Origin of the sequence: Kushneria halocnemicola (assembly GCF_965650455.1) — a bacterium.
In the GTDB taxonomy this organism is placed as follows: domain Bacteria; phylum Pseudomonadota; class Gammaproteobacteria; order Pseudomonadales; family Halomonadaceae; genus Kushneria.
Window position 1 is genome coordinate 2830752 of sequence record NZ_OZ287968.1, and the last position, 21388, is coordinate 2852139.

Below are 21388 nucleotides of genomic sequence, written 5' to 3' on the forward strand. Positions count from 1 at the left end.
ATGGCTGCAGCTCAATCCAAAAAGTTTTTTCTTACACATACGGCAGATCTCATGAGAAGAATACGGAGCTTCGCATCATGAGATTACTTAAGCTAAAAGATGTCATTTTTTTAACAGGGCTGGGTCGCTCTACTGTTTACAAATATATCTCTAAAGGCAATTTCCCTAGACCTGTTTCTTTAGGAGAGAGAAACGTTGCTTGGGTTGAGAGTGAAATCAACGACTGGATTCTGCTAAAAATAAGGATGAGAGACGAGACTAAATCCTGAGCTGCATCGGACCATACGCCTGACTCTCCTCAATCAAGAATTTTAAAATCTATCAACTTTCTATCCCTTCTGCTTTTCCTCTGAACTTCCTAGGCCCCGCCGTAGTCATTTATTTGCATGACCATGCTTACCTGCCCATCAGAGATATGGACCTCTATATATTTCTTCAGCAAGCCCGCCAAACCACTTTGAGCTATTTGAACGAAGGCCAGAATTGGCGCAAGAATTTTCAAACCATGCTGTTTGGGCAAAAAATAATGGGGCTGATCACGCAACCATGTCGGCTCTTTTTGAGAGCCGCCATGGTTGACGTGTCATCATCCCTACCACATCTCATCAGCTGAATGTCTGAGTCAGGGAAGTTTGAAATTATTTTTGAGGTGGCCTGATAAAACGCAAAGTGGAAAAATTTTGAATCACGGGCCTTGTAGTTACGCTGCTATAACCACGGCCATACGTCTGTCCATTTCTTCGTAAAACGCCGCCACACGCTCGGCGATTTTCTGGATCATTGCCTCATCTCGATAGGCACGTTTGACGAACAGCGGCATGCCCGGCCAATAACTCACAAAGTCGATCCATTCCCTCTCGCTAACCCAAAGCCCACCCTGGCACTGGGCCACATGTTCCTGTGGCAACTCATCGGCAATCAGCAGCTCGATCTGGTATTTGGGCAGTTTGGTCTTTACCTCAATGAGCCCATCACTGCCTACAAGGCTATCTGGCGAATAGCCTGCACCATGGTTGAGAATGATCCCGACCTGCTCCAGCTGAGTATTGCCGGTAGCCTCGCTGTAGAGTTCTCGCGCTATGGGCTCCAGCGCATGCCCGCGCTGGGTATGGGCATTGCCCTGAAAGGCATCCGCTGATTCGCCGGTAATTCGCTCACCGATCAGTTGATGCATATAGCTCAGCGCTCCGGCGCCAAAACTGCCGGGTCCCTTGCCTTTCACCAACAGGGTCTTAAGCTCGGACATGGTGACGATGCCCATCCGTGCGGCATGCCACTCGGGAGTTCCCTTTTCACATTTGAGTATCTGCATCATGCACTCCTGAAAGATGTGACGGCATAAATGGCGAGGGCATTACCCCTCGCGCACGTCGCCATGTGGTGGCTGTTGTGGCTGGGCGCGTTTTTGCAGGGAAGCACGCAGCTTGTCGAAATCACTCTGGGGCACCTGCTCGGTATCGCCATACCGCCCGATGAACCATTCCTGTGTGGTTGTTGGGCACTTGACGATCAGTTGCCGGAGCTGTCCAGCCTGGATGGAAGTGATTCGCTTGATGGGGGCGGCCGCATGACCATCGTCATCCTGCCCCCGTGTGGTGATGTTGAGCAGCGCGCAGAGCACGTAACGTTTGCCGTAACTGGTCGAGGAGCCAAAGGCCTGCACTGCGTTCTTGTTGCCACTCACGTCAGCAGGAAGCAGCATGCTGGTCTCTTCGCGATGGCCGTCCCGGTGCATCAGTATTCCGGTGACCTGAATGCCGCGCTCCTGCGTCTGAATACGAAAGCTCACGGCAAAGCCGTGGCGCTGCAGAATGGGCCGTACGGTATCGACGATATCCTCCAGCGTGGCGTAGTGACCGTTATTGCCTTTGCCCCTCTCGGCAATGCTGGGCAGCTCGGTCTGCATGGCAGCCATAGCACTGCTGTAGGCCATCAGGGACTGACGATCGAGGACACGCTCCTGCATCTGCAGCAGACGCTCCATCTTGTCGATATCAACATCGGGGTTGAGCGCTGCCCGCTCGATCACCTGAATGATGGCAGTACTGTCGCTACTGGATTCAGGTGGATGCCTAGTGACGTTGTGCGGCTGAGCAGTGGACTGCGTCATGAGGTTTTCTCGGGAAGGTATTCGTTGATAACGTCCTGCAGGTCCTCATCTGCTACCTGCTCGAGTGTCATGGACGCGCGGTAAAAGCAGACTCTGGCGCAGATGAGGGTGTCGGCCTGCGTTTCGCCCTGTTCCAGCATCAGGCGCGACAGATCGGTCAGTGCAATGGAGATGGATAGAGGGAGTTCGATATTCATCGAGACTTTCCTTGCGACAATAAAAAAGCCCGACCAGAAAACTGGTTGGGCTTTATGCGGTTGAGTAGTAAAAAACAAGTTGTATGGTCAGGCGATCAGCTCGAGGGCACTATCCAGTGCCCGGTTTTTCAAGTTGGCGCCCTGACCGAACCAGGCCGAGTCCATACGGGTGTCATTGCCGCGGGCACGCTTCTCGTGATCGACATACTCGGTCACGGCGTTGAGAAGCCCCCAGGCCGTCTCCTTTGCCGTCGAAAAGTGAGATCCACGACCTTCACCGTGATAGAGCTGCTGCATCCGATTCATGGCACGGCTGGGTTTTCCGGTTGGCGTGCCTGATGGCGCGTCGATGTTGTTGAGCACCGTCTGGAAGTAACGGTTGGCCTCGCCATGGCTGATCCGGCGTTCAGCCAGTGCCTTAATGCGGTACATGAAGTTATCCCACTGCGATACCGAGATACCCAGCTGCTGTTTGACCCGCCGGGCATCGAACTCGGTGCTATGAGGTACCCTGACCATCTGAGACGCACCTTCGATGGCCATGCTCAACGTATTGTTGCAGACCACCCGCACGGAAGTGGGCGTGGCAACCGTAGCCAATGTCCCATCGCAGGACGTGGCGAGTAGCAGATAACCCCTGACCTCGTCCGTGTTCTTGAGCGACGTACTCAGGCCACTTCGGGCCAGCGCCCAGAACTTTCGGCCCCCTTTCAGCACCCCCGCTGTTTCCAGCTCGTAGCCGGCGTACTCGGTGAGATCGCGATAAAATTCCAGTACCTGATGCGGCTGAACCACCTTGTAACGCTGCGACACCACCGACAGAGGCGTCTGAGTATCCGAGCGGAACAGCACCTTCTGTTCGGGGAAGGAGTGGATGCTGCCCAGATGAGAGGCCGAATCGGCAATAAAACGTACCGGGGTCTCTTCGATGTGCCAGTTCATGCCGGCCTGCTGCTGCCAGACCTCCAGCGGCTGATGGGGAGACAGCTGCTGCCCCAGTCCGTGCCAGGGTATGTCGCCAACGTACGCCATCTGCTCGATTTGATGTGCCATGAGAAAACTCCTTGCTGATAGTGGTATAGACGGCAAAAGAGCCCTCCATCGGTTGATGGCGGGCCCTTTGAATGGAAGAGAGGGGAATGAGTCGATGCCTCCGAGGGAGACAGCTATCGAGTGGATTAAATGCGAAAGGTATGGCCGCAGTCGCAGCATTCGAGGTTGTCGAGCACACGCTCGTCGAGCTCATTACCGAAACGAGCACCGGCTACTCCGCCGGCGGCACCACCTGCCAGAGCACCAAATACAGCACCGGTCAGACCGCCTACCGCTATGCCTACGGGCCCTGCAAAGGCTCCTGCCATCGCGCCGGCCTGTGAACCACTCCACGCCCCGGCAGCACCGCCTGCGGAGCCCGCTGCTATACCCACGCTTCCGCAGACCTTGCGCCCCTGATAACGAAAACGAATTTTAATCGAGCCGCATTTCGAACATTCGGTCGCCATAACTACCTCCCGGCTTTCTGAAAAAGAGACTGAAGCCATTTCTTACAGGCTCATGAAGGTAGTGTGCGTCTGAAAAGTTTTTATCCTCGATAATTAAAAATTTAATCGATACTCGTGACGCTAACTTTCAGAGAAAGATGGTTCGAAAAACCCGGTAAAACAGCCACCAAAGAGTGGTTCTCGAAGTCTCAGCAGTGGAGTATGGGTAACTCTTTGTTTCGGATCATTTGTTATTGGGGTGTTTAGCATTTGATCAGGAGTAATAAGTGGATGCTGGATATCATTTAGCCAATGACAGTGAAACAAACCAAATAGGCCAAGCTTCTCAAGAGCTTGGCCTTTATATTCACTCCTTGCAAAATCCGTATCGGCTCAAGCACCTGATAGCCTCAAGGACCTTGTATTCTTTGACGAGACCCATCAGCTTTCAGGCAGAAAAGATTTGTTTTTACAGCCATGGGGAATCCTACGAGGAAAACCAACCGTAGCCAGGAGCACCCCATGCACAACCCCACCGACGACTACATTGCCAATGATGACATGTCGTATTTTTTGAATGATCTGAATATGGATTACCATGACGAGCAGATATTGTGGGACCCATCAGCTCAGCCAAATCAAAATCAGCAGCTTGCAGCTCTGATTGAAATCGAGGAAAGACTCAAGCAGCTTACTAGCTCTCACCTATGGTTTGACCCTGCCACTGTGATTCAGTCTACACCCTGTGGCAGCGGCTTGATAAAACTGGCAGATAATCCGCTACTGGACGAGTTGCAGAGTATTGTGGCAAGCCTTACAGGGATACTTGACCATAGTGAGGGCGCTTACAGTTTACAGCCACCTCCCTATACCAAAAGCTTTCTACAGGCATTTAAGAGCTGCTCGCATCTCCACAAGTCAATCATGGACGAACCTTCGCCGATGACACAATCGGCTGCCGCGCAAGTGGTTAATGATCTGAATCATAGATTATGGTTGTGGTATCAATGCCTATCACTACCATCATTTGGCATTGAATACGCCCGTCTAAAAAGAAACAGTCGCGACAATTACAGAAGATTCTGTCGTCTGGCAGATTCGCTTTTTGGCTGCTGCAGCCGCCTACTGGTGGTACGTATCGACCTAGGCTATAGCGAGACTGATGGATACTATATAGATCATGAGACAGCCGATTATCACCGAAAAAAACTCTGTCGAATGTTTCACTCACATCCGATGTTCGAACACCTTCTAGGTTACGCATGGAAGCTGGAATGGCGACCTAAAAAAGGGTTCCATTATCACTTCGTTTTCTTCTTTGACGGTAACCGGGTACGCAGGGATATCGCGCTGGGAAGGAATATTGGTGAGCTTTGGAGAAGGCTCACTAACAATCAAGGGATGTATTTCAACTGCAACCATAGCGGTGGCAGCAACTATCTATACAACGCGCTCGGTGACATACATTATTCAGACGACCTAAAAAGGGAGCACCTGGATAAAATTGCAGCCTATCTCACCAAAGTCGATGAATACGTCTCTCTTGCGGTGAAAGGCCGAACGTTTCAGACCAGCTCAACACCCTGTGCATCAGAGAAACGCGGCGGCCGACCGCGTCTTTATTGATTCAGACAATGTAATGTCTCAAGGACCATCGAAGCAGGTTAATTCACAATAAACCTGCCCTCTACTTGCTGGGATCGCACAATTATCCAAGGGCCTCCATCATTTCTGGAGGCCCGGCTAAACTAGGCTCAGGGCGCTATCTTTCGATGCATGCCTACTTTGGCCATTTGATGGCTGATTAATCGTTAGAGCTGAAGAGGCTCTGCAAACATCTAGAGAACCGCCCTCATCCTGCCTTCGTCACAATCCTCGGCTGAGTCGCCTCCAGCGCCTCGAAGATCCCTTCAATCACGTTATTACGGTCGGCAAACAGGGCATCCGGCCCACCGGCGTGCACGCTGCTGAAAGGGGCTTCATAGAGCGCGCTGGCATCCATGACACCACGGGCAGTCAACTGTTCGATAACCATTTCGATAAAACGCATCTGGGGGACGGTCAGGCTGTGATCAGAGAGGTACTGCGAAAAGGCAGCCTTGGCGGCTTCGTTGTCCATTCCCACCAGCCCACGAATGAAATGGGCCAGTGACGGCGCCTCATGCTGCGCCATCAGGTTTTGAAGCAGCTCCTCGCCATCTTCTTCACCGATGGTAGTGAGCATCGTCTCCAGACTTTCTAGGTCGGTCTGGGTCAGCGGCTGATTGGTACGCAGCCGGCGAATGACAATGTTGTCGAGATGTTCCTTCAGATAAGCCTCTACCTTTCGGGCATATTGAACGCCGGTCATCTTTGGCAGCTCAAAGACTTCTTCATCGCGTACGCCCAGCACTTCATCCTTGAAATCGGTGTAGACGATGGGGCGGCGCTTCTTGTCCAAGAAGGGCGTCAGCTCACGAAGGCGCAGACGCATCTCTTCCAGCATGTTGACGTTGATGCCTTCCCAGAAGCCAATGTCTGCCAGCGCCTGCAGGTAGCCCAGCTGCGCCTTGACCAGTGGCACCGAGGATTTCTCTTCCAATAGCGACGCCATTTCGACCACGCGACGACGCAGCTGCTCAAAGGTCGCGGTATCGCCCTCGATGTGAGCCAGCTGCATGCGCAGAGCCGTGAGATCGAACAGACGGGATTCGATCTGCTCGGGTTCCTGCTCTGTAGGCAAACCGGCGACATCATTAATCAGCGTTTGACGCGACTCGTTGTCGAGCTGGTTCCAGCTGTCGCGCTCTTTAAACGTCTCCACGGAGGCCAAGTGCATGCGCACGATGAAGTTATCAGGGTTCATGGTCGACACTTCTGCCTGCAGCGCATCGGCCAGTTTGGGAGTGAGTTGCTTCCCAGAATCCAGATCCGACGTGGTCTGAAGATGGCTCAATAGCTGAACGCGGCTCCGAAACAGGCGCGTGCCCAGCGGCACACCGCCACTGGCTTCGATACCTTCCGGGTTCTCCTTGAAGAAATCGAAGTTGAAGCAGAAATCGAAGACCCTGAAATTCTTCTTCTCATCTTCCTCACCACCGGGGCCAAACAGCCCCGGGCACAGGCGGGTCCCCCGGCCAACCATCTGCCAGAACTTGATCTTCGAGTAGACCGGTTTGAAGAACACGAGGTTGGCGACTTCCGGTACATCGATACCGGTATCCAGCATGTCGACCGAAATGGCGATGTGGGGTGCCTTCTCCGGCTGTGAAAAGTCATCGATCAGGCTTTGCGGGAATTTGGCCTTATTATCGATGATACGCGCGAACTGCCCGGCGTATTTTGGGTAGTGATGATTGAAACGCTCTTCGATGGCCTTGGCATGTTCATGATTGCGCGCGAAAATGATGGTTTTCGCCAGCCGATCGCCACCATCCACGTAGTAGCCGTTTTCCATCAGATGCTGAAGCATTTTGTCGATGGTGTCGCTGTTGAACAGCCAGCTATTGATGGCAGGCGCGTTGACCTTACTGGGGATGCCTTCCTCCTCGGCATCATCTCCCCAGTCAAGACTTTCCCATTCAGCCTTTTCCTCATCGTTGAGCTGCTCATAGTCGATCCCCTGACTGGGAAACTTCAGATCAACCTGCTGAACCCTGGGAGGAACCAGAAAGCCATCCTTGACGGCTTGGGTCAGCTCGTAAGCATCCGTGGGGACGCCTGGCTCCAGTTCAAAAAGATCATACGTATTCTTGTCGACCTGTTCGCGGGGTGTGGCGGTCAGACCGACCAGCAGCGAATCAAAGTAGCGGAAGATGGCACCGTACTTTTGATAGACCGAGCGGTGCGCCTCATCAATGATGATCAGATCGAAGTGACCTGGCCCGAAGCGGGCCTTGTCGCCATCCATGTCATCGATCAACCCCATCATGGTGGGATAGGTGCAGACATAAACCCGGCCCTCGGTATGCTTTTCGGTAACCAGATTTACCGGACTGGCATCAGGCAGGTGGGTCTTGAAGGCATTGGCGGCCTGATTAACGAGTGATACTCGATCGGCCAGAAACAGCGCCCGCTTCACCCAGCCAGTACGCTGCAGTGCATCTACCAGCGCCACGGCGGTACGCGTCTTGCCTGTACCCGTGGCCATGACCAGTAGCGCCTTGCGACGAGCCTGTTCGAACTGGCTGAAGATGCTGGTAATGGCGCGCTTCTGATAATAGCGCCCGGCAATGTCACTGTTGATGACGGTGGCGTCCGGCGTTTTGCGCTGCTGACGTCGCAGAATGACGCGTGACAACTCGTCTCGGGTATAAAAACCTGCCACCTGGCGGGGTGGATAAAATTCATCATCCCATAGCCAGGTCTCATAGCCATTAGTGTAGAAGATCAGCGGGCGCTGGCCGTGCATCTCTTCCAGACAATCGGCATACAGCTTGGCCTGCTGTTGTCCGACTGCAGCGTCCGCCGTCGTTCGTTTGGCCTCGACCACGGCCAGTGGCTTGCCGTTCTCTCCCCACAGTACATAGTCCACGTAGCCGACATTTTTGGCATTCGGCATCCCGGTGACCTCGTACTCCCGGTCCTCTGGCTTGTCCAGCGGCCAACCGGCACGACGCAGCTCGACATCGATGAGATAGTCGCGCGTTTCGGCCTCGGAATAATCATGGGTATCCGGGCGCTGCTCGGCGGCTTCGCGTGCCTCGGCCACTTTCTGACGCAGCGTTTGAACTTCAGCATCGAGGGTATCGCGTTCCTGCTGCTGCTTGAGCGCGGCCTTGTTCTGCTCGGCCAGCCTCTTTTCCAACCCTTCCAGCTCCGCTCGCGGCACGACATCGGCCGCGGCGAGCTTGCTCATGGGTGCAGGTACGCGTTCATCGCGCCAAGCCGCGCCGTCTCGAGAGGCCTGTGGGGTATAGGTGCGGGTCAGCCAGTAGCAGAGATGGTGCAGCTCTTTTACCACCTGTCGGGCGTCGCTCTCCCTGACCGGTCGCGGTTCGTGGACCGCCTGATTGCCCATCTTCTGAATGACTCGTGCCTTTTGAAACACCGCCTCCGGCAGCAGGTTCTGAAAGGTCGGCTCATGGAGCAGGGCACCCAGGTTGCGGTCATAGGGCATCCTGAGCGTCTGGTCGAAGCGATACAGCCAGTGCACGGCCGCTTCCAGCGCAAAGCGCGCATGGAAGCAGGCTGCCCTGGGGTCACCCACAATATGCCCCTCTGCCAGAGTGGCGGACTCGGCGACAGTGCTGAATTCACGTGGCAAAAAGGCAAAATTGCTCATGACCTACAGTTCTCCGGTAAAGGCGCGGTGTTGGAGCGAAGCGAAAAGGGCATCCAGCTCATTAAGGTGGACTCGCATACGGGTCTGTTGCTTCTCAACAGATTCAAAGATAGCAGCGAAGCGGTACTGAAGATCTAATGGAGGCAATGGGATACTAATGTTTGAAAAAGCAGACTTGCTAACCATACCTTTCATGGAATTTGTAGATGCGCGTTGAATAAGACTTTTGCCCGTAAGAAAAACACCCAAAATATACCAGAAAGAAATTTTACTGTTTGGTATAAATGCATTTATTTGCTGGTTAAATGCCACCTCACGATCAGCAATAGCGAAGTTACCAATACAATCCCTTGATCCAGCTATACAGGTAACCAAGATTGAACCGTTAGGTGCAGTTCTCGCGATTTTTTTACCTTTGTTAGAAAGCCCTTCTTTTGCTTTGGTAAGCGTTAATGAAGGATCATTGATGTTATCCGATTTTATCCATTCTATTTCATCACCGTAATATTCAGGGCATTTTCGCGAGGGTGTATTCCCCGTGATTACTTCTCCTAAATCTCCAATACGTCCAAGACCCCATTGCATCGGGTTGATAACCGGATCACCAAACATCTCCAAAAAGGTCGATTTCAGCAGTGCATCCAGCTGTGTGATCGACTCCCAACGCCTTGCACGCAGCGCATCCGCGGCATCAAGAATGGCCGCGATACGTTTTTGTTCATCGAGTGAGGGGAGGCGCAATGAAAGCTTATTCAGCTTTGCTTTGTTTAAAGTCTTTCCTTTAGCAGCTCTGTCTACATAATCATCATAACTTATATTGTCCAAAGCCCAATAGAGGTAATTTATATCAACCTTACTTTTATCTATAGGACAAAGAGCAGCAATAGCTTCATTCGTATAAAGATCGCATCCAGCAAAGGCCCTTTTTCCCAGAGAAAGCTTGAAACTTAGTAGCAGATTTCCTTTAGGGATAATTTTCGAGCCACTCTTTTTTGCACCAGTGCTGGTTATTTTTTCTTTTGTTTCTGTAATGCAGCGGTTTTCTGCAATATCTCGGATAGATACCCACGGTAAATCACCCCCCCAATATTCAGGAACTGAACGAGATGGGGTTTTACCAATTTGTATATTGCATATATCTCCCAAGAAAACATTAGTCATTTCAACAAATCCTTGAGATTCCTTAAATTTTCGAAAATATCTTTTTCTAACTCCTCTAATCGCTCCAGAGTTATAATAGGCGAGTCATGCTTTACGGCTTCATACACGACTTCCTTGTAGCGGTTGATCGAGAGGTTATAGTCGTTGCCGGCAATCTCGACCTTGGGTACCAGAAAGCTTTTATCCGTCCGCACGCGATCGTGCTCGGCGTCCCGGTTCTTCCAGCGAGCCAGAATATCCGGTAGATCGCTTTTTTCCGGCTGCGGCGTGCGCCTGTCGTCCAGTGACAGTCCGTCAGAGTGCATGTCGTAGAACCAGACGTTGTCAGTACCACCGGAGTTCGTTTTGGTGAAGAACAGGATGGCGGTAGAAACCCCGGCATAGGGTTTGAAGACACCCGACGGCATCGAGACCACACCGTCGAGCTTGTGCTCTTCCACCAGTAACCGACGCAGGGTCTTGTGGGCTGTACTGGAGCCGAACAGTACGCCATCCGGCACGATAACGGCGGCGCGTCCGCCGGTCTGCATGACGCGCAGGAACAGACTCAGAAACAACAGCTCGGTCTTTTTAGTCTTGACGGTTCGCAGCAGATCCTTGGCGGTGGATTCATAATCCAGACTGCCGGCGAAGGGCGGATTGGCGAGAATCAGCGAGTACTTTTCAGCATCGTTTTCGTCGGTTTCGCCCAGCGAATCCCGGTAGCGGATATCGGGGTTTTCCACGCCGTGCAGCAGCATATTCATGCTGCCGATACGCAGCATGGTGGAGTCGAAATCGTAGCCGTGAAAGGTGCCTTCATTGAAGCGGCGCCGGGCTTCGTTATCTCGATAAATCTCGCCGCTGTGATGCTCGTTCAGGTATTTGGAGGCCTCGATCAAGAAGCCTGCCGTGCCACAGGCCGGGTCGCAGATCACGTCTCGGGGGCTGGGTGCCGTCATCTCGACCATCAACTTGATGATATGCCGCGGGGTACGAAACTGGCCGTTCTGCCCAGCAGTAGCAATCTTGCCCAGCATGTATTCGTAGAGATCGCCCTTGGTATCGGCATCGCTCATGTCGATATCATTGAGCTGGTCCACCACGCTGGCCAGCACTCTGGGCGCTGGCATCAGGAAGAGGGCATCGCGCATGTGGTGGGTATAGGTCGAGCCGCCCTCACCGTCATCGTCGCCTTTTTGCCCCAGCGTCTTGATAAAGGGAAAGACCTCATCACGAACGGTCTCGAACATTTTATCCGGTGCCATTTCGCGAAAGTATGACCAGCGAAGGTGGTTCTGCGAATCTTCGAAAATTGGTTCTTCGATGGGTCGCTTGGTACGCACTGCCTGGCTCTCCTTAAGCGTATGCAGCTCGTCCAGTCGCTTAATGAACAGCAGGTAGGTGAGCTGCTCCATGACGGTAATCGGGTTGGAAATACCGCCGGACCACATCGTGTCCCAGATGCGGCCAATGCGCGATTTCATATCGCCTGTGATCATGACTTTCCTTTCTGTAAATTGAGCTCAGGGCTGCTGTCTTTCGTCAGATTGCCCAGTACTGCTGAGATAACGCTTCGATTTTGGCTTGGTGCGCTTTGATGGCTTCGTACTCTTCCATAATCTGGCGGTGCACGTCGACGACTTGTCCCTGCGCTTCCAGACTGGGTGCCGGTACTGGCAGGTGTTTGATGTCATTGGCTTTGAGAACGGGAATACTCGTACCACTGGCAATTTCTTTCAGGTACTGCTGCACCATAGGGGAAGCCAAGTAGCGGTAGAGGTATTCAGGTCTCACCCGGCCACGCTTCTGGGCCCGAATGATCAGGAAAACCTGCCCGGCCACCCAGTTCTCACCGCAATCCTCTCCCACCAGTGCCACCCTTCCGATACTGCCCTTGCCGATGAGCAGCACATCACCCGGGCGTAATTGCTGTTGCTCGGCACGCTTTCGGGCATGGCCCGCCACCATGACTTCCTTGTAAGGCTCTTCGATGTGGATCTGTCCGCTCGCGTTGATATCGCGACCGCCAATTTCAATGAAGAGACGCCCGTCATCACCTTCTTCACCTTTGAGTGTTTGAGCTCGCACGATCTCGGCCACCTCGCTCAGCGAGCGAGCCTCCTCCAGATCACTGATCTTCTGAGTGGCATCCCCTGCGATGTAGCGATGCACTGACAGGTCGAAGTCGTTGCTTTCGATCTCGTTCTGGCTGATATGCCGGGATGCTTCACCAGACAGTGAATCTGATGCAATAACCTGGCTGAGCGCTTCCCAGAAATCCGGGTTTTGATGGAGCGGCTTAAGACGTTGCCGGGAAGTATCTGGAAGCAACCGAGCAGCATCTATAAAGGTAATGGGTGCTCCCAGCTTTCTCTGATGATCCAGCACGATCAAAACAGGCGGTATGCTGGTGCCCCAGAGCGTCTGGGCAGGCAACTGAATGACCATGTCGATAGAGTCGTCACGAACAAGCGTTTCTCTCAGCGCGTACTCCGTTTTATCGAAAAGGAGGCTTGCAGGGCCAAGTACAACCGCTCGCCGTGTAGCCAGCTCATGCGCTTCCTGAAGACCGACAGCTTCGGATCGGCGGGATCGCTGCTTCCCGGCGCTTCCTGTGTCGGGAATCCTGACACCCATGGGGGGAACGGACAGCACTACATCAGTTTGCGGTGCTGTAGTCCCTTGAGCCTGTGTCACCATCATGGCGCCACTGATCAGTATTAAAGCCTCAGACAGTGCAGAGTGGGATGCACTAGCGTAGGTACGCTCTACAGCCTCATCAGCCAAGGCCATTGGTAAATCACTCATGGGACCGGAGGCGACCAACTGTTGTCCGTTTGCCCGGCCCAGCCTTGCCATGAGCTCAGCCAGCGGCAATGGCAGCGGGAACTGATCCGCATGCTGCCCTGGCGCCTGCTCAACCAAACCAGCCAGAGCTGCGATCAGGCTTCCAGCATCCAGCCACTCAAGCGTGGCCACCATATCCTGCAGATCCTGAACGGTTCTGCCAGTACAGCTCATTTCCAGCAGGTCTGGAGGCATAGACAGTGAGCTGCCGGCAGCTACCAGAGCTTCATTCATGGTCTCCATGGTCGAGGTGATACCGGGGCAGCTTCCGGGATCCGGCAGGCCGAGCTCAGGTCGGTGATGGAAACACCAGGCCCAGGCAGCCAGCAGAGAAACATGGCGCACGATGTCATGATTGCTAAGGCCCTGACTCCTCAGTGCACCCACCAACGGCATGAGCATGGAGGCCTGATTAGTGTTTGGCATAGGTCGCCTTCTTCTTATGGTTGAAGCTATCGATGCGATACACCGTAATCTGAGTTTCACCACTTTCAATGACTACCAGACCACCCTTCTCATGAATGCTGAGCAGATCCTTGCGAAAGGTCTCTAGGCCAGCAAGCAGCTCTTCTACATTCTTGCGATCCAGAACAATTCGATCGCCGCTTTCCATACCGTAGTGGCTGGTCAAATCTACCAGACGGCTAGTAACGCCGCGCTGTCCCATACGCTGATGCATGTGTCTTGTACGTGCCATAGGGAAGTTCCTCCGTTTCAATAAAAACCAGTATGAGGAAACCTCCATCAAAAATCTAGTATACTTATTACTAAGTTTTAAAAATTTTATTAAAAAGACGAGAACAGATCCTTCAAGGTGGAGTATTCATCGCCCCACATGAACCATGCCCGGTGCCATATAAATTTATTTATCCTTATAAAACAGTATCTTAATAGCTTTTCGAATACGGTCCAATAAGGCCATACATATTGTTTTTGGCTAGTTGGTAGCCATGAGGTAACCAGAAAATTCATGCCGATACTTTTTACAGATGAAGCTTGACTGTAAAATTGAATCTATATAGATTCACTTTTGTTTTCAAAACTAAATCTAAAAGGAATTAAAAAATGTCCGTAGAAGATTTTATTGGCAGACTGGAAGAGAAGCGCAAGCGCAGTAGAAATATGGTCAGTATGACCATCCGGGTTTCGGAAGAAGAAGAGGCGGCGATTCAGGATCTGGCGAACCATATGGATTGCACGCGCCAAGAAATCCTGCACGATCTGATAGCCGAGTACCTCATTCCGGCCTGGCAACGAATCCGACAGGAAGACGCGGGAGAAAATGACGAAGAGTCAGGACTATCCAGCTCGAGTGGAGCCAGCACTGAAGGGAAGAGCTATTACCTGCTCAACACCAACAAGGGCAATTCTGTAGAAGATCATCAGATGATGTTGGAGGAGCAGGTCGCTGCAGCGTTTGAAGATGGATGGAAGCAGAAAATTGAACGCATTCGCTCCGGTGATATGGTTTTTCTGTATGAGTCAGGAAAAGGCGTCGTTGCCTGCGGAATTGCCAGCGGAGAGGTAGAAAAAGCTCCCCATGAGGGACGAAAGGATGAAACCTATTACCAGCGCCTGCAGGACTTCCAACGCCTTGAGTCACCTATGCCTACCAAAGAGATTCATCATGCGCTGGGCCGAAAAATTCGTTTCGTGCATACGCTGACGCGTTTGAAAGACGGAGAAAAGCTGGCCAAGGCTTTGAGCTCTGTCTAAAAAAATCCTGACTGTCGGCCATCATGTAACGACAGCACTTTATGCTTTCCAAGATTATTAAGCATAAAGATCGGGGAGAGGTGGTCTCCAAGCTGCAATACGATAACTGTTGCATCCAGTTCTCAGAAGATAGAGCACTATTATTCTGTGCCGTTAAAAAGCGCTAACAAGAGCGAGGCTATGCCGAACAATGACCCAAACCCCTGGGAAGCCCACCACCACCGGCGGCGGCGGTGCAGCCACTAGCGCCGGCATTCAGTTCCAACAGCAGGTCGGCGCCATCATGGGCGCTTGGATTCTCGCGGAGCAATCCTTTGATAGGCAACTGGAGCTTGGAGCAGCTAAACCCGAATGGCTGCGCTTTGAAACGGAAGCACCTGTCGATGACATATTGATAGGGACTTCGGATGGTGGGTTCGTAGCAGTTCAGGTGAAGACAAAAGCATCTTTATCACGTGACCTCAAAAGCCCATTCGGTAAGACGATTTCACAGTTCGTACAGCATTGGCTTGCATGTCATAACGGCAACGGAAGTCTTCGTTGGAATCGACCGCTGGACGCTAATAGCGATCGATTAATTCTTGCAGTCGGTCCTCAGAATTCCTTTCCAGTTAGAGAGGCGCTTCCAGCCGCTTTACGTCTTAAGTCGCAGCCCGGCGGCGGAGAGCTCAACGTTCAGCAGCAGCACGCATTTGAAACATTCGAAGCTTGCGTCGAACAGGCTTGGGCAGGATCGACGGCCCTTGCTTACGACGCCTCGATAGCACGAGAACTGGCAGCGTTGATTCGGGTTGTAATCTTTGATCCAACAGGACCGTACCACCAAGCGGTTGTGACAACTCTGGCAAGAATAGTTCCTTCAACGACTGATGCTGCTATAGCGCTCTCTGGTCTTGAGGTGATTTGTGGCGAACTTATGACGCAGCGCGGCGGGGCCGACTTGGAGAGCATTCGACGCAAGCTTTTAGGGCGTGGCATTCCTCTTCTTCCGCCACTGAACTTCCAGCACGATATCGAACGCTTGAAAGCACACAGTTCTGAGACCGCTAAAACCCTTGAGCGTTTTGAAGTAATAGAAGCAGTGCCCGGTGACCAGATAACAATTGAACGAGAATGCCAAGAACAGGTACGTGATGCGGCTAAAGAAGGATCTTTTCTCATCGTAGGCGAACCTGGGGCCGGCAAGAGTGCAGTCCTGAATGCACTCGCCCGCGATCTTCGACACAATGACTTCGATGTAGTAGAGCTGGCAGTCGATCGTCACTCGGTAGAGACGCTGGAGGGGCTGCGCCACGAGCTAAGCCTTGAACACGGTCTTATCGAGACGCTCAAGGCATGGGATAGCTCGGAACCCGCCTGGCTTATCATAGATGCGCTGGATGCAACACGAGGCGGCCACGGGGAGGGAGTTTTCCGAGCCTTAATCGAACAGGTCATGGCCCTTGATGGACGGTGGAATGTCGTCGCGTCCATCAGAACGTTTGATCTTCGTATGGGTAAGAAATTTCGGACGTTGTTCAAGGGAAAACCACCCATTGCGGAAATGGTCGAGCCGGGTTTTTCTAATGTGCGCCACGTTAGGGTGCCACCGTGGACGCGGAACGAATTTGACCAGCTCCTTATGAGAGCGCCTGCCTTAAGGGCAGCATTGGCCAACGCGCCCGTGGCTCTGAAAGATCTCGCGGCAAACCCATTCAACACTCGGCTTCTCAGCGATCTTGTGAAAGATGGCCTCGTCACCACCGATCTCTCACACGTTGCTTCTCAATCGGAACTTCTTCAGCTGTATTGGGAAGACCGGGTCGAGCATCACGGCGCACCTGCGCAAGCTTGTATTCGCTGGATTTTGGAGTCGATGGTTGAAGCACGCGCGCTACGAGCGCCATTCAACGTTGCTACGCAGTCTGATGCAGCCGTTCTCGATGAGTTGGAACGCGAAGGAGTCTTGATCTCGGTCGATAACCGGCGCTGGATCCAGTTTCGCCACCACTTACTTTTCGACTTCGCGGCCGCGCGGATCTTGCTCTATCCAGAAGAACTAATCGCCGGAAGGCTCAGGTTCGATAAGGGCGAGGCCCGAGGCCTGATGCTGGCGCAGGCGCTAACATTCGTGCTGCGTGAAATTTGGATACGCGAACAGGACCATGCAGCGTTCTGGACCGCAGCGGCGCATATTCTTTCTGATCCAGATGGAGATCCCGTAATCAAAAGTGCAACGGGGCGCATATGCGCAGAATATCCGTCAGCGGTTTGCGATATGAGCAAATTTGCAGATCGGATCGTTGCAAACGATAAGTCAGCCGTCCAAGCATTTATTCATACCTGTGGCGCGCTAGCGATCCGACTGGAAGATCACCCTGAAACGCCGCTGACGCCATGGGTTGGGCTTGTACGAGAGATTGCTTCAAATGTCACTCCTGTCGCAGGAACGCTGCGATTTCTTCTTTATCGCCTCACCGATAGCGTTGAACGTCCTGTGCAGCGCAAGGACCTTGGTACTGCGGCGCGCGCCTTGCTTGAGTACTCATTTACCCTTGAGCAACCACACAACGACGTATCGGCTTCAATCCACTTGGTTAGCGAGACCTTTGAAAGCGATCCGGACGCATCACGGAAATTGCTGGAGAAAATCTTCTCACCTGAACGCTTGGCGCTTCATGCTGCCGAGGAGGTGCCTGCACTGTGCCGGGAGATCGAGAAGATTGCACCTCACGATCCGGCTTTCGCAGAACGAATCTATCAGGAAACCTATGGTTTCGAGTTGACTGGCGATCAGGAAACCATGATAGGCAATAGCCAGATCATGCCTCTAAAGTCCAACGCCCGCCAGGATTACGACATGGCGCGGTACGCGCTGAAGGAGTTTTTTAGAACGTTCTTACAACTTCATCCTAAGCACGCCGTCGGCGCTATCACACAGGCGGTTGAGTCGTATGTCGCGAAGGAGCATACCCGAACTCCCGAGCTGTTAGACGCCGAGCTTGAAGTCGTAGGCCGCCGCGTTCGCCTGCGCGAGGACCGTAGCTATATCTGGGCACACAGCACCGATGGCATCTATGGTCATGATGCTGAAGCTTTGGTCAAAAAGCTGCTTGACTACCTAATATCCGCAAACATCAATGAGGCTATTTACATAGCTGAGCGCCTCATCGAAACATCCAGCTTGGCAATCTTTTGGTCGCGGCTCTTTCTGGCTGCAACGGAGCGAGACGATACCCTTATCGATACCGTTCTGCCGATTGCAATGCAGGAAGATTTCCTGATGCTGCCGGATACGTGCAAGGATTCAGTAGACATCGTCGCAAAAGGATACCAGCGGTTGTCGCAAGATATGCGCGCCGAGTTCGAAAATGCAGTCAGTCAGTTCGATTTCTCGCGATACCAAAAACCTGATGACGCACGAGTCAGCTTCGAGCGACGCCTTTTCAGTACGATTGGCCCATCGAATCTGGTAAGCGATTACGCACGCGATGCAGCTGGTGTGCTGGCTGGCGCCGACGATGTTTCGAACGATCGTCTGTTCACCCTGAGCATGACCGCCGGATCTCCGGAACCGTATTACTGGATCCCGGATCTCGATAAAGAAGTGGCTGCCAACTGCGTATTAATGGCAGCGATCGACGAGACCAAACAAAGGCTGGGGAACAAGGATGACGCTCAAAGGACTATTATCGACCTCGAAGATGCTCTCGATGCGATAGAGACACTTGCCAGAACTATCGATCACGTTGAGCAGAATCCCCACCTGATAGTGTATGCCGAGGGGCAAATCTCCGAGAGCCTTGTCCGATTAGTAGACGTCAAAGCACAGCCAGAAATCAAAGACGATGCATTAATCCAGCGCTTTTTGAAAATGTTCACGATCGTCGCGAATTCAGCTGGTCCACGGATAGAAAATGATACTGAAGCAAACTTCGAGAACAGCGTTTCGTGGGGATCGCCGGCTCCCCGCGTCGATGCTGCCCAGCTTAGTCTCGACATGGTACTTCTATGGCCAAACCTCTATTCCATTCTCAAACCCACTATTGATCGTTTGCTGAATGACCCTCATCCGGCCGTTAGATTGCAGGCGATCTTGCATACTTTGCGTATTTGGGATCTTGATCGGGATAGTTTCTGGCGACACCTATCGACACGTCTAACTGCAGAAAGCAACCAGGGCGTGATCGATCATATTTGTACCTCAGTGCTTGGGAGAGTCGCTCACAAGGATCCGGAAAAAGTCGAGGCGATGGCCTTACCGCTTCTTCATCGATTTGATGATGACCCAGAACGCCAGCCACGAATGCGTGAAACCCTATCAGATCTACTCGCGATTTTATGGGTAACCTATGAACGACAGGATTCACAAGAAGTAGTAGCTGGCTGGATCGCTGAGTCTGCCTTGTACCGTGACGAGCTTTCGAAAATTCTTGGGTCCCTGCGAAACGGGCTCGTAGCTGGAATTGAGCATCCAGCCAATATCGAGGACAAAAATCTTCGCCATCGCGCGCAAAAGCTGGTCAACGATGTTGTTATTGTCGCTAGCCATGGATTAGAAGCCTTTCTTGAAATCGATTCTCCTAGTCCCGAGCAATCTCAAAAGGCGCGCGATTATGCTCGACTGCTCGATGATGCATGTCTGCAATTGTTCTTTGCAGTTGGGGCTGGAAAAAATAGCGATAATGACAAAAACACGTTCAGCAGCAACGCGATCGCGCTTTATTTCGATGAGGTAGCCGAAATTCTCGAAACCCTCGGCAACTATGCCACGCCGCATACGGTCTATTACCTTCTTCAGCTTTTTGAGTTTCTGCTACCAGCCAATCCAGCTCGAGCATTTGATTTGACAGCCCATGCATTGAGATCTGGTGGGAATCGTACGGGCTATCAGTTTGAATCGCTTGGCGTCGATTTACTCGTCAAGCTGGTTGGCGTGTTCCTTGCGGATCACAAGGAGCTTTTCGATAACGGGACTCGGCGCGCCGCGCTGATCGATTGTCTTGAAATATTTATGAAGGCTGGCTGGCCTTCTGCGCAGCGGCTTCTCTATCGCCTTCCAGAGCTGATCCAATGAACCGGGTCGCTGCCGAGAGTGAGTTTCGTGAGGGATTAGCGGACATCCTTGCTGCGATCGACCACCAGCTTCAACCAGGCGTCATAAACGCTTACGCCGGCGCGGATGGCAAAGCCTTTCACGAGCATGATACGAGAGTGTTTTTCTTTGATAGGCTGTTGAGCTTGCTCGGCTGGAAACTAGGTACTGCAGGAAATGTCGCTGAAGAAGCAAGGATTAAGGCTGACACTACCAAGTTCGTCGACTACGTCGGTGTTAACGCGCGTACACGCGCGCCAGCTCTGATCCTAGAGGCGAAATCTTGGGACAAGCCTATTATCGTGGGCAAAGGCAAATGGAGAAACGAATCCAAAGCCAATCTAGTTGTTGCCGCAATCAAGCACATCCATTCGAATGGTGAGAAAGAGAAGTCCCCTGTTATAAGCGAGTGGCATGATAATCTTTCGCAGCTTGCAGGTTATGTACAAACTTTCAAGAATCAATACGCTCATGAAATTCCTTGCGCTGTTCTTTCTAGTGGGCAATGGATTTTGATATTCAAGACGCCAGTTGCAACTTTTTGCAATGGCGATATCAATGATCAGCAGTTCTATCTTATTGAACAAAAAGAATATATTGCCTATGCTCACGTCATCTTTGAGCATATGGCGCGTGTCATGCTCGCTGACACAGCTCCTGTCCGCATCAGGTCCTCTCAACTCAAGAATTATATTGACAGCGATAATTTCGAAGCCGCTTACCATGGCCTGCTAATTAACCATGAGGCAACAGGAAGCCCGATATTTGTTCAGCAACCCAGAATATTAATATATCCGGCGATTCTTATTCAGCGGGAAGATGAAGCCTTGTTCACTGTGATTGATGCAGAAGATCCTATCGTTATGCAGCTTTCACGAACCGAAGATAATGAAGAGACACTTGAACCGCATACGTCCGAGGTCACTGCCGCCGCCACAGTACTTCTAAAGCGATGCAGTGAAGAACTTGAACTTCAAATTCAGCCAAGCGGACTGAACGAATTCCCTGGGTTCCCCGAAGTATCTGCTATAGCCGCTGGGGGGCTTGCGCTGGGAAAAGCACGAAAGCTGCTTGTTCAGGCTGTCCGTACTATTCCCAACAATTGGCTAGCCGTCACAGGCTCGCAGACTCACTACCTGTATGAGGAACCGGCCCTTCAGTGTCGATTCCACGCATGGGCGGAATGCCGCACAGTTGGTTACTCGATCGGTGCTAATGCGGTTAATACCCCGACCACTGCCAGTCCCCGCGCGTTCTTCGTCGACACCAAGCTGCATCATTGCGCACACCAGACCATCGCTGACCGACGCGAAGATCGATGCCATATTGCAGCTATCGACACTCGAACCTGTTGCCAAGCCTGCGTTTACAAAGAATCCTGCTGGTCAGACCGTGAGATTGCTTTGCTTCCGTGCGGCCAGTGAGGCCCGCTATTCCTTATGCTTACAGATATCAATTGGGTAGTATCATGGGTAGTACAAGCCTTTAAATGATATACATTTTCACGCAAGCAGTTGTTAATCATAGATTTAATAATTTAAATCAACATTAAGATTC

The 21388-nt window shown here is 52.2% G+C and carries 16 protein-coding genes; 6 read left to right on the top strand and 10 right to left on the bottom strand.

Features of this window, described 5'->3' with window-relative positions:
* The first annotated feature begins 77 nt into the window (after positions 1–77).
* Positions 78–269, top strand: coding sequence for an AlpA family transcriptional regulator (locus ACS92L_RS12870; RefSeq protein WP_438765333.1), 192 nt, complete (start codon positions 78–80; stop codon positions 267–269).
* 89 nt (positions 270–358) lie between these two features.
* On the opposite strand, the gene ACS92L_RS12875 is transcribed toward ACS92L_RS12870, so the two are convergent.
* The 5 genes from ACS92L_RS12875 to ACS92L_RS12895 form a co-directional block, all read right to left on the bottom strand.
* Positions 359–544, bottom strand: coding sequence for a hypothetical protein (locus tag ACS92L_RS12875; RefSeq protein WP_438765334.1), 186 nt, complete (start codon positions 542–544; stop codon positions 359–361).
* A 156-nt stretch (positions 545–700) separates the two neighbouring features.
* Positions 701–1315 carry a lambda exonuclease family protein gene (locus tag ACS92L_RS12880; protein ID WP_438765335.1) on the bottom strand — a complete coding sequence of 205 codons (615 nt, stop codon included), beginning with the start codon at positions 1313–1315 and terminating at the stop codon, positions 701–703.
* A gap of 39 nt (positions 1316–1354) precedes the next feature.
* A complete protein-coding gene (locus ACS92L_RS12885) occupies positions 1355–2110 on the bottom strand; it encodes an ERF family protein (RefSeq protein ID WP_438765337.1) in 756 nt (251 codons plus the stop codon).
* On the bottom strand, positions 2107–2307 hold the full coding sequence (locus ACS92L_RS12890; protein WP_438765338.1) for a hypothetical protein: 201 nt from the start codon (positions 2305–2307) through the stop codon (positions 2107–2109). The genes ACS92L_RS12885 and ACS92L_RS12890 overlap by 4 nt, the downstream gene beginning before the upstream one ends.
* An 87-nt stretch (positions 2308–2394) precedes the next feature.
* Positions 2395–3360 (bottom strand): DUF932 domain-containing protein, encoded by a 966-nt coding sequence (locus tag ACS92L_RS12895; RefSeq protein ID WP_438765339.1) that lies wholly within the window; start codon positions 3358–3360, stop codon positions 2395–2397.
* Positions 3361–3500: 140 nt separating this feature from the next.
* Here ACS92L_RS12895 and ACS92L_RS12900 point away from each other — a divergent pair, with 140 nt between their 5' ends.
* On the top strand, positions 3501–3683 hold the full coding sequence (locus ACS92L_RS12900) for a hypothetical protein (protein WP_438765340.1): 183 nt from the start codon (positions 3501–3503) through the stop codon (positions 3681–3683).
* Positions 3684–4310: 627 nt separating this feature from the next.
* Positions 4311–5414: a YagK/YfjJ domain-containing protein gene (locus ACS92L_RS12905; protein WP_438765341.1), complete on the top strand. Its 1104-nt coding sequence runs from the start codon at positions 4311–4313 to the stop codon at positions 5412–5414.
* A gap of 226 nt (positions 5415–5640) precedes the next feature.
* Here the strand turns inward: ACS92L_RS12905 and ACS92L_RS12910 are convergent, their stop codons facing one another.
* The 5 genes from ACS92L_RS12910 to ACS92L_RS12930 form a co-directional block, all read right to left on the bottom strand.
* Entirely contained in the window at positions 5641–9051 is a 3411-nt protein-coding gene (locus ACS92L_RS12910; RefSeq protein WP_438765343.1) for a DEAD/DEAH box helicase family protein, read from the bottom strand.
* Positions 9052–9054: 3 nt separating this feature from the next.
* Complete coding sequence (locus tag ACS92L_RS12915; RefSeq protein WP_438765344.1) at positions 9055–10212, bottom strand: restriction endonuclease subunit S; 1158 nt, start codon at positions 10210–10212, stop codon at positions 9055–9057.
* Positions 10209–11693 carry a type I restriction-modification system subunit M gene (locus ACS92L_RS12920; protein ID WP_438765345.1) on the bottom strand — a complete coding sequence of 495 codons (1485 nt, stop codon included), beginning with the start codon at positions 11691–11693 and terminating at the stop codon, positions 10209–10211. Before ACS92L_RS12920 ends, ACS92L_RS12915 begins: the two co-directional genes overlap by 4 nt.
* 43 nt (positions 11694–11736) lie before the next feature.
* Positions 11737–13275 carry an N-6 DNA methylase gene (locus ACS92L_RS12925; RefSeq protein ID WP_438765346.1) on the bottom strand — a complete coding sequence of 513 codons (1539 nt, stop codon included), beginning with the start codon at positions 13273–13275 and terminating at the stop codon, positions 11737–11739.
* A 178-nt stretch (positions 13276–13453) separates the two neighbouring features.
* Positions 13454–13738, bottom strand: a complete 285-nt coding sequence (locus ACS92L_RS12930; RefSeq protein ID WP_438765347.1) for a hypothetical protein — start codon at positions 13736–13738, stop codon at positions 13454–13456.
* 368 nt (positions 13739–14106) lie between these two features.
* On the opposite strand from ACS92L_RS12930, the gene ACS92L_RS12935 reads away from it, so the two are divergent.
* The 3 genes from ACS92L_RS12935 (at position 14107) to ACS92L_RS12945 (ending at position 21255) form a co-directional block, all read left to right on the top strand.
* Positions 14107–14757, top strand: a complete 651-nt coding sequence (locus ACS92L_RS12935) for a hypothetical protein (protein WP_438765348.1) — start codon at positions 14107–14109, stop codon at positions 14755–14757.
* Positions 14758–14947: 190 nt separating this feature from the next.
* Positions 14948–19813, top strand: a complete 4866-nt coding sequence (locus ACS92L_RS12940; RefSeq protein ID WP_438765349.1) for a hypothetical protein — start codon at positions 14948–14950, stop codon at positions 19811–19813.
* Positions 19810–21255 carry a hypothetical protein gene (locus ACS92L_RS12945; RefSeq protein WP_438765350.1) on the top strand — a complete coding sequence of 482 codons (1446 nt, stop codon included), beginning with the start codon at positions 19810–19812 and terminating at the stop codon, positions 21253–21255. Before ACS92L_RS12940 ends, ACS92L_RS12945 begins: the two co-directional genes overlap by 4 nt.
* Positions 21256–21388 lie beyond the last annotated feature (133 nt).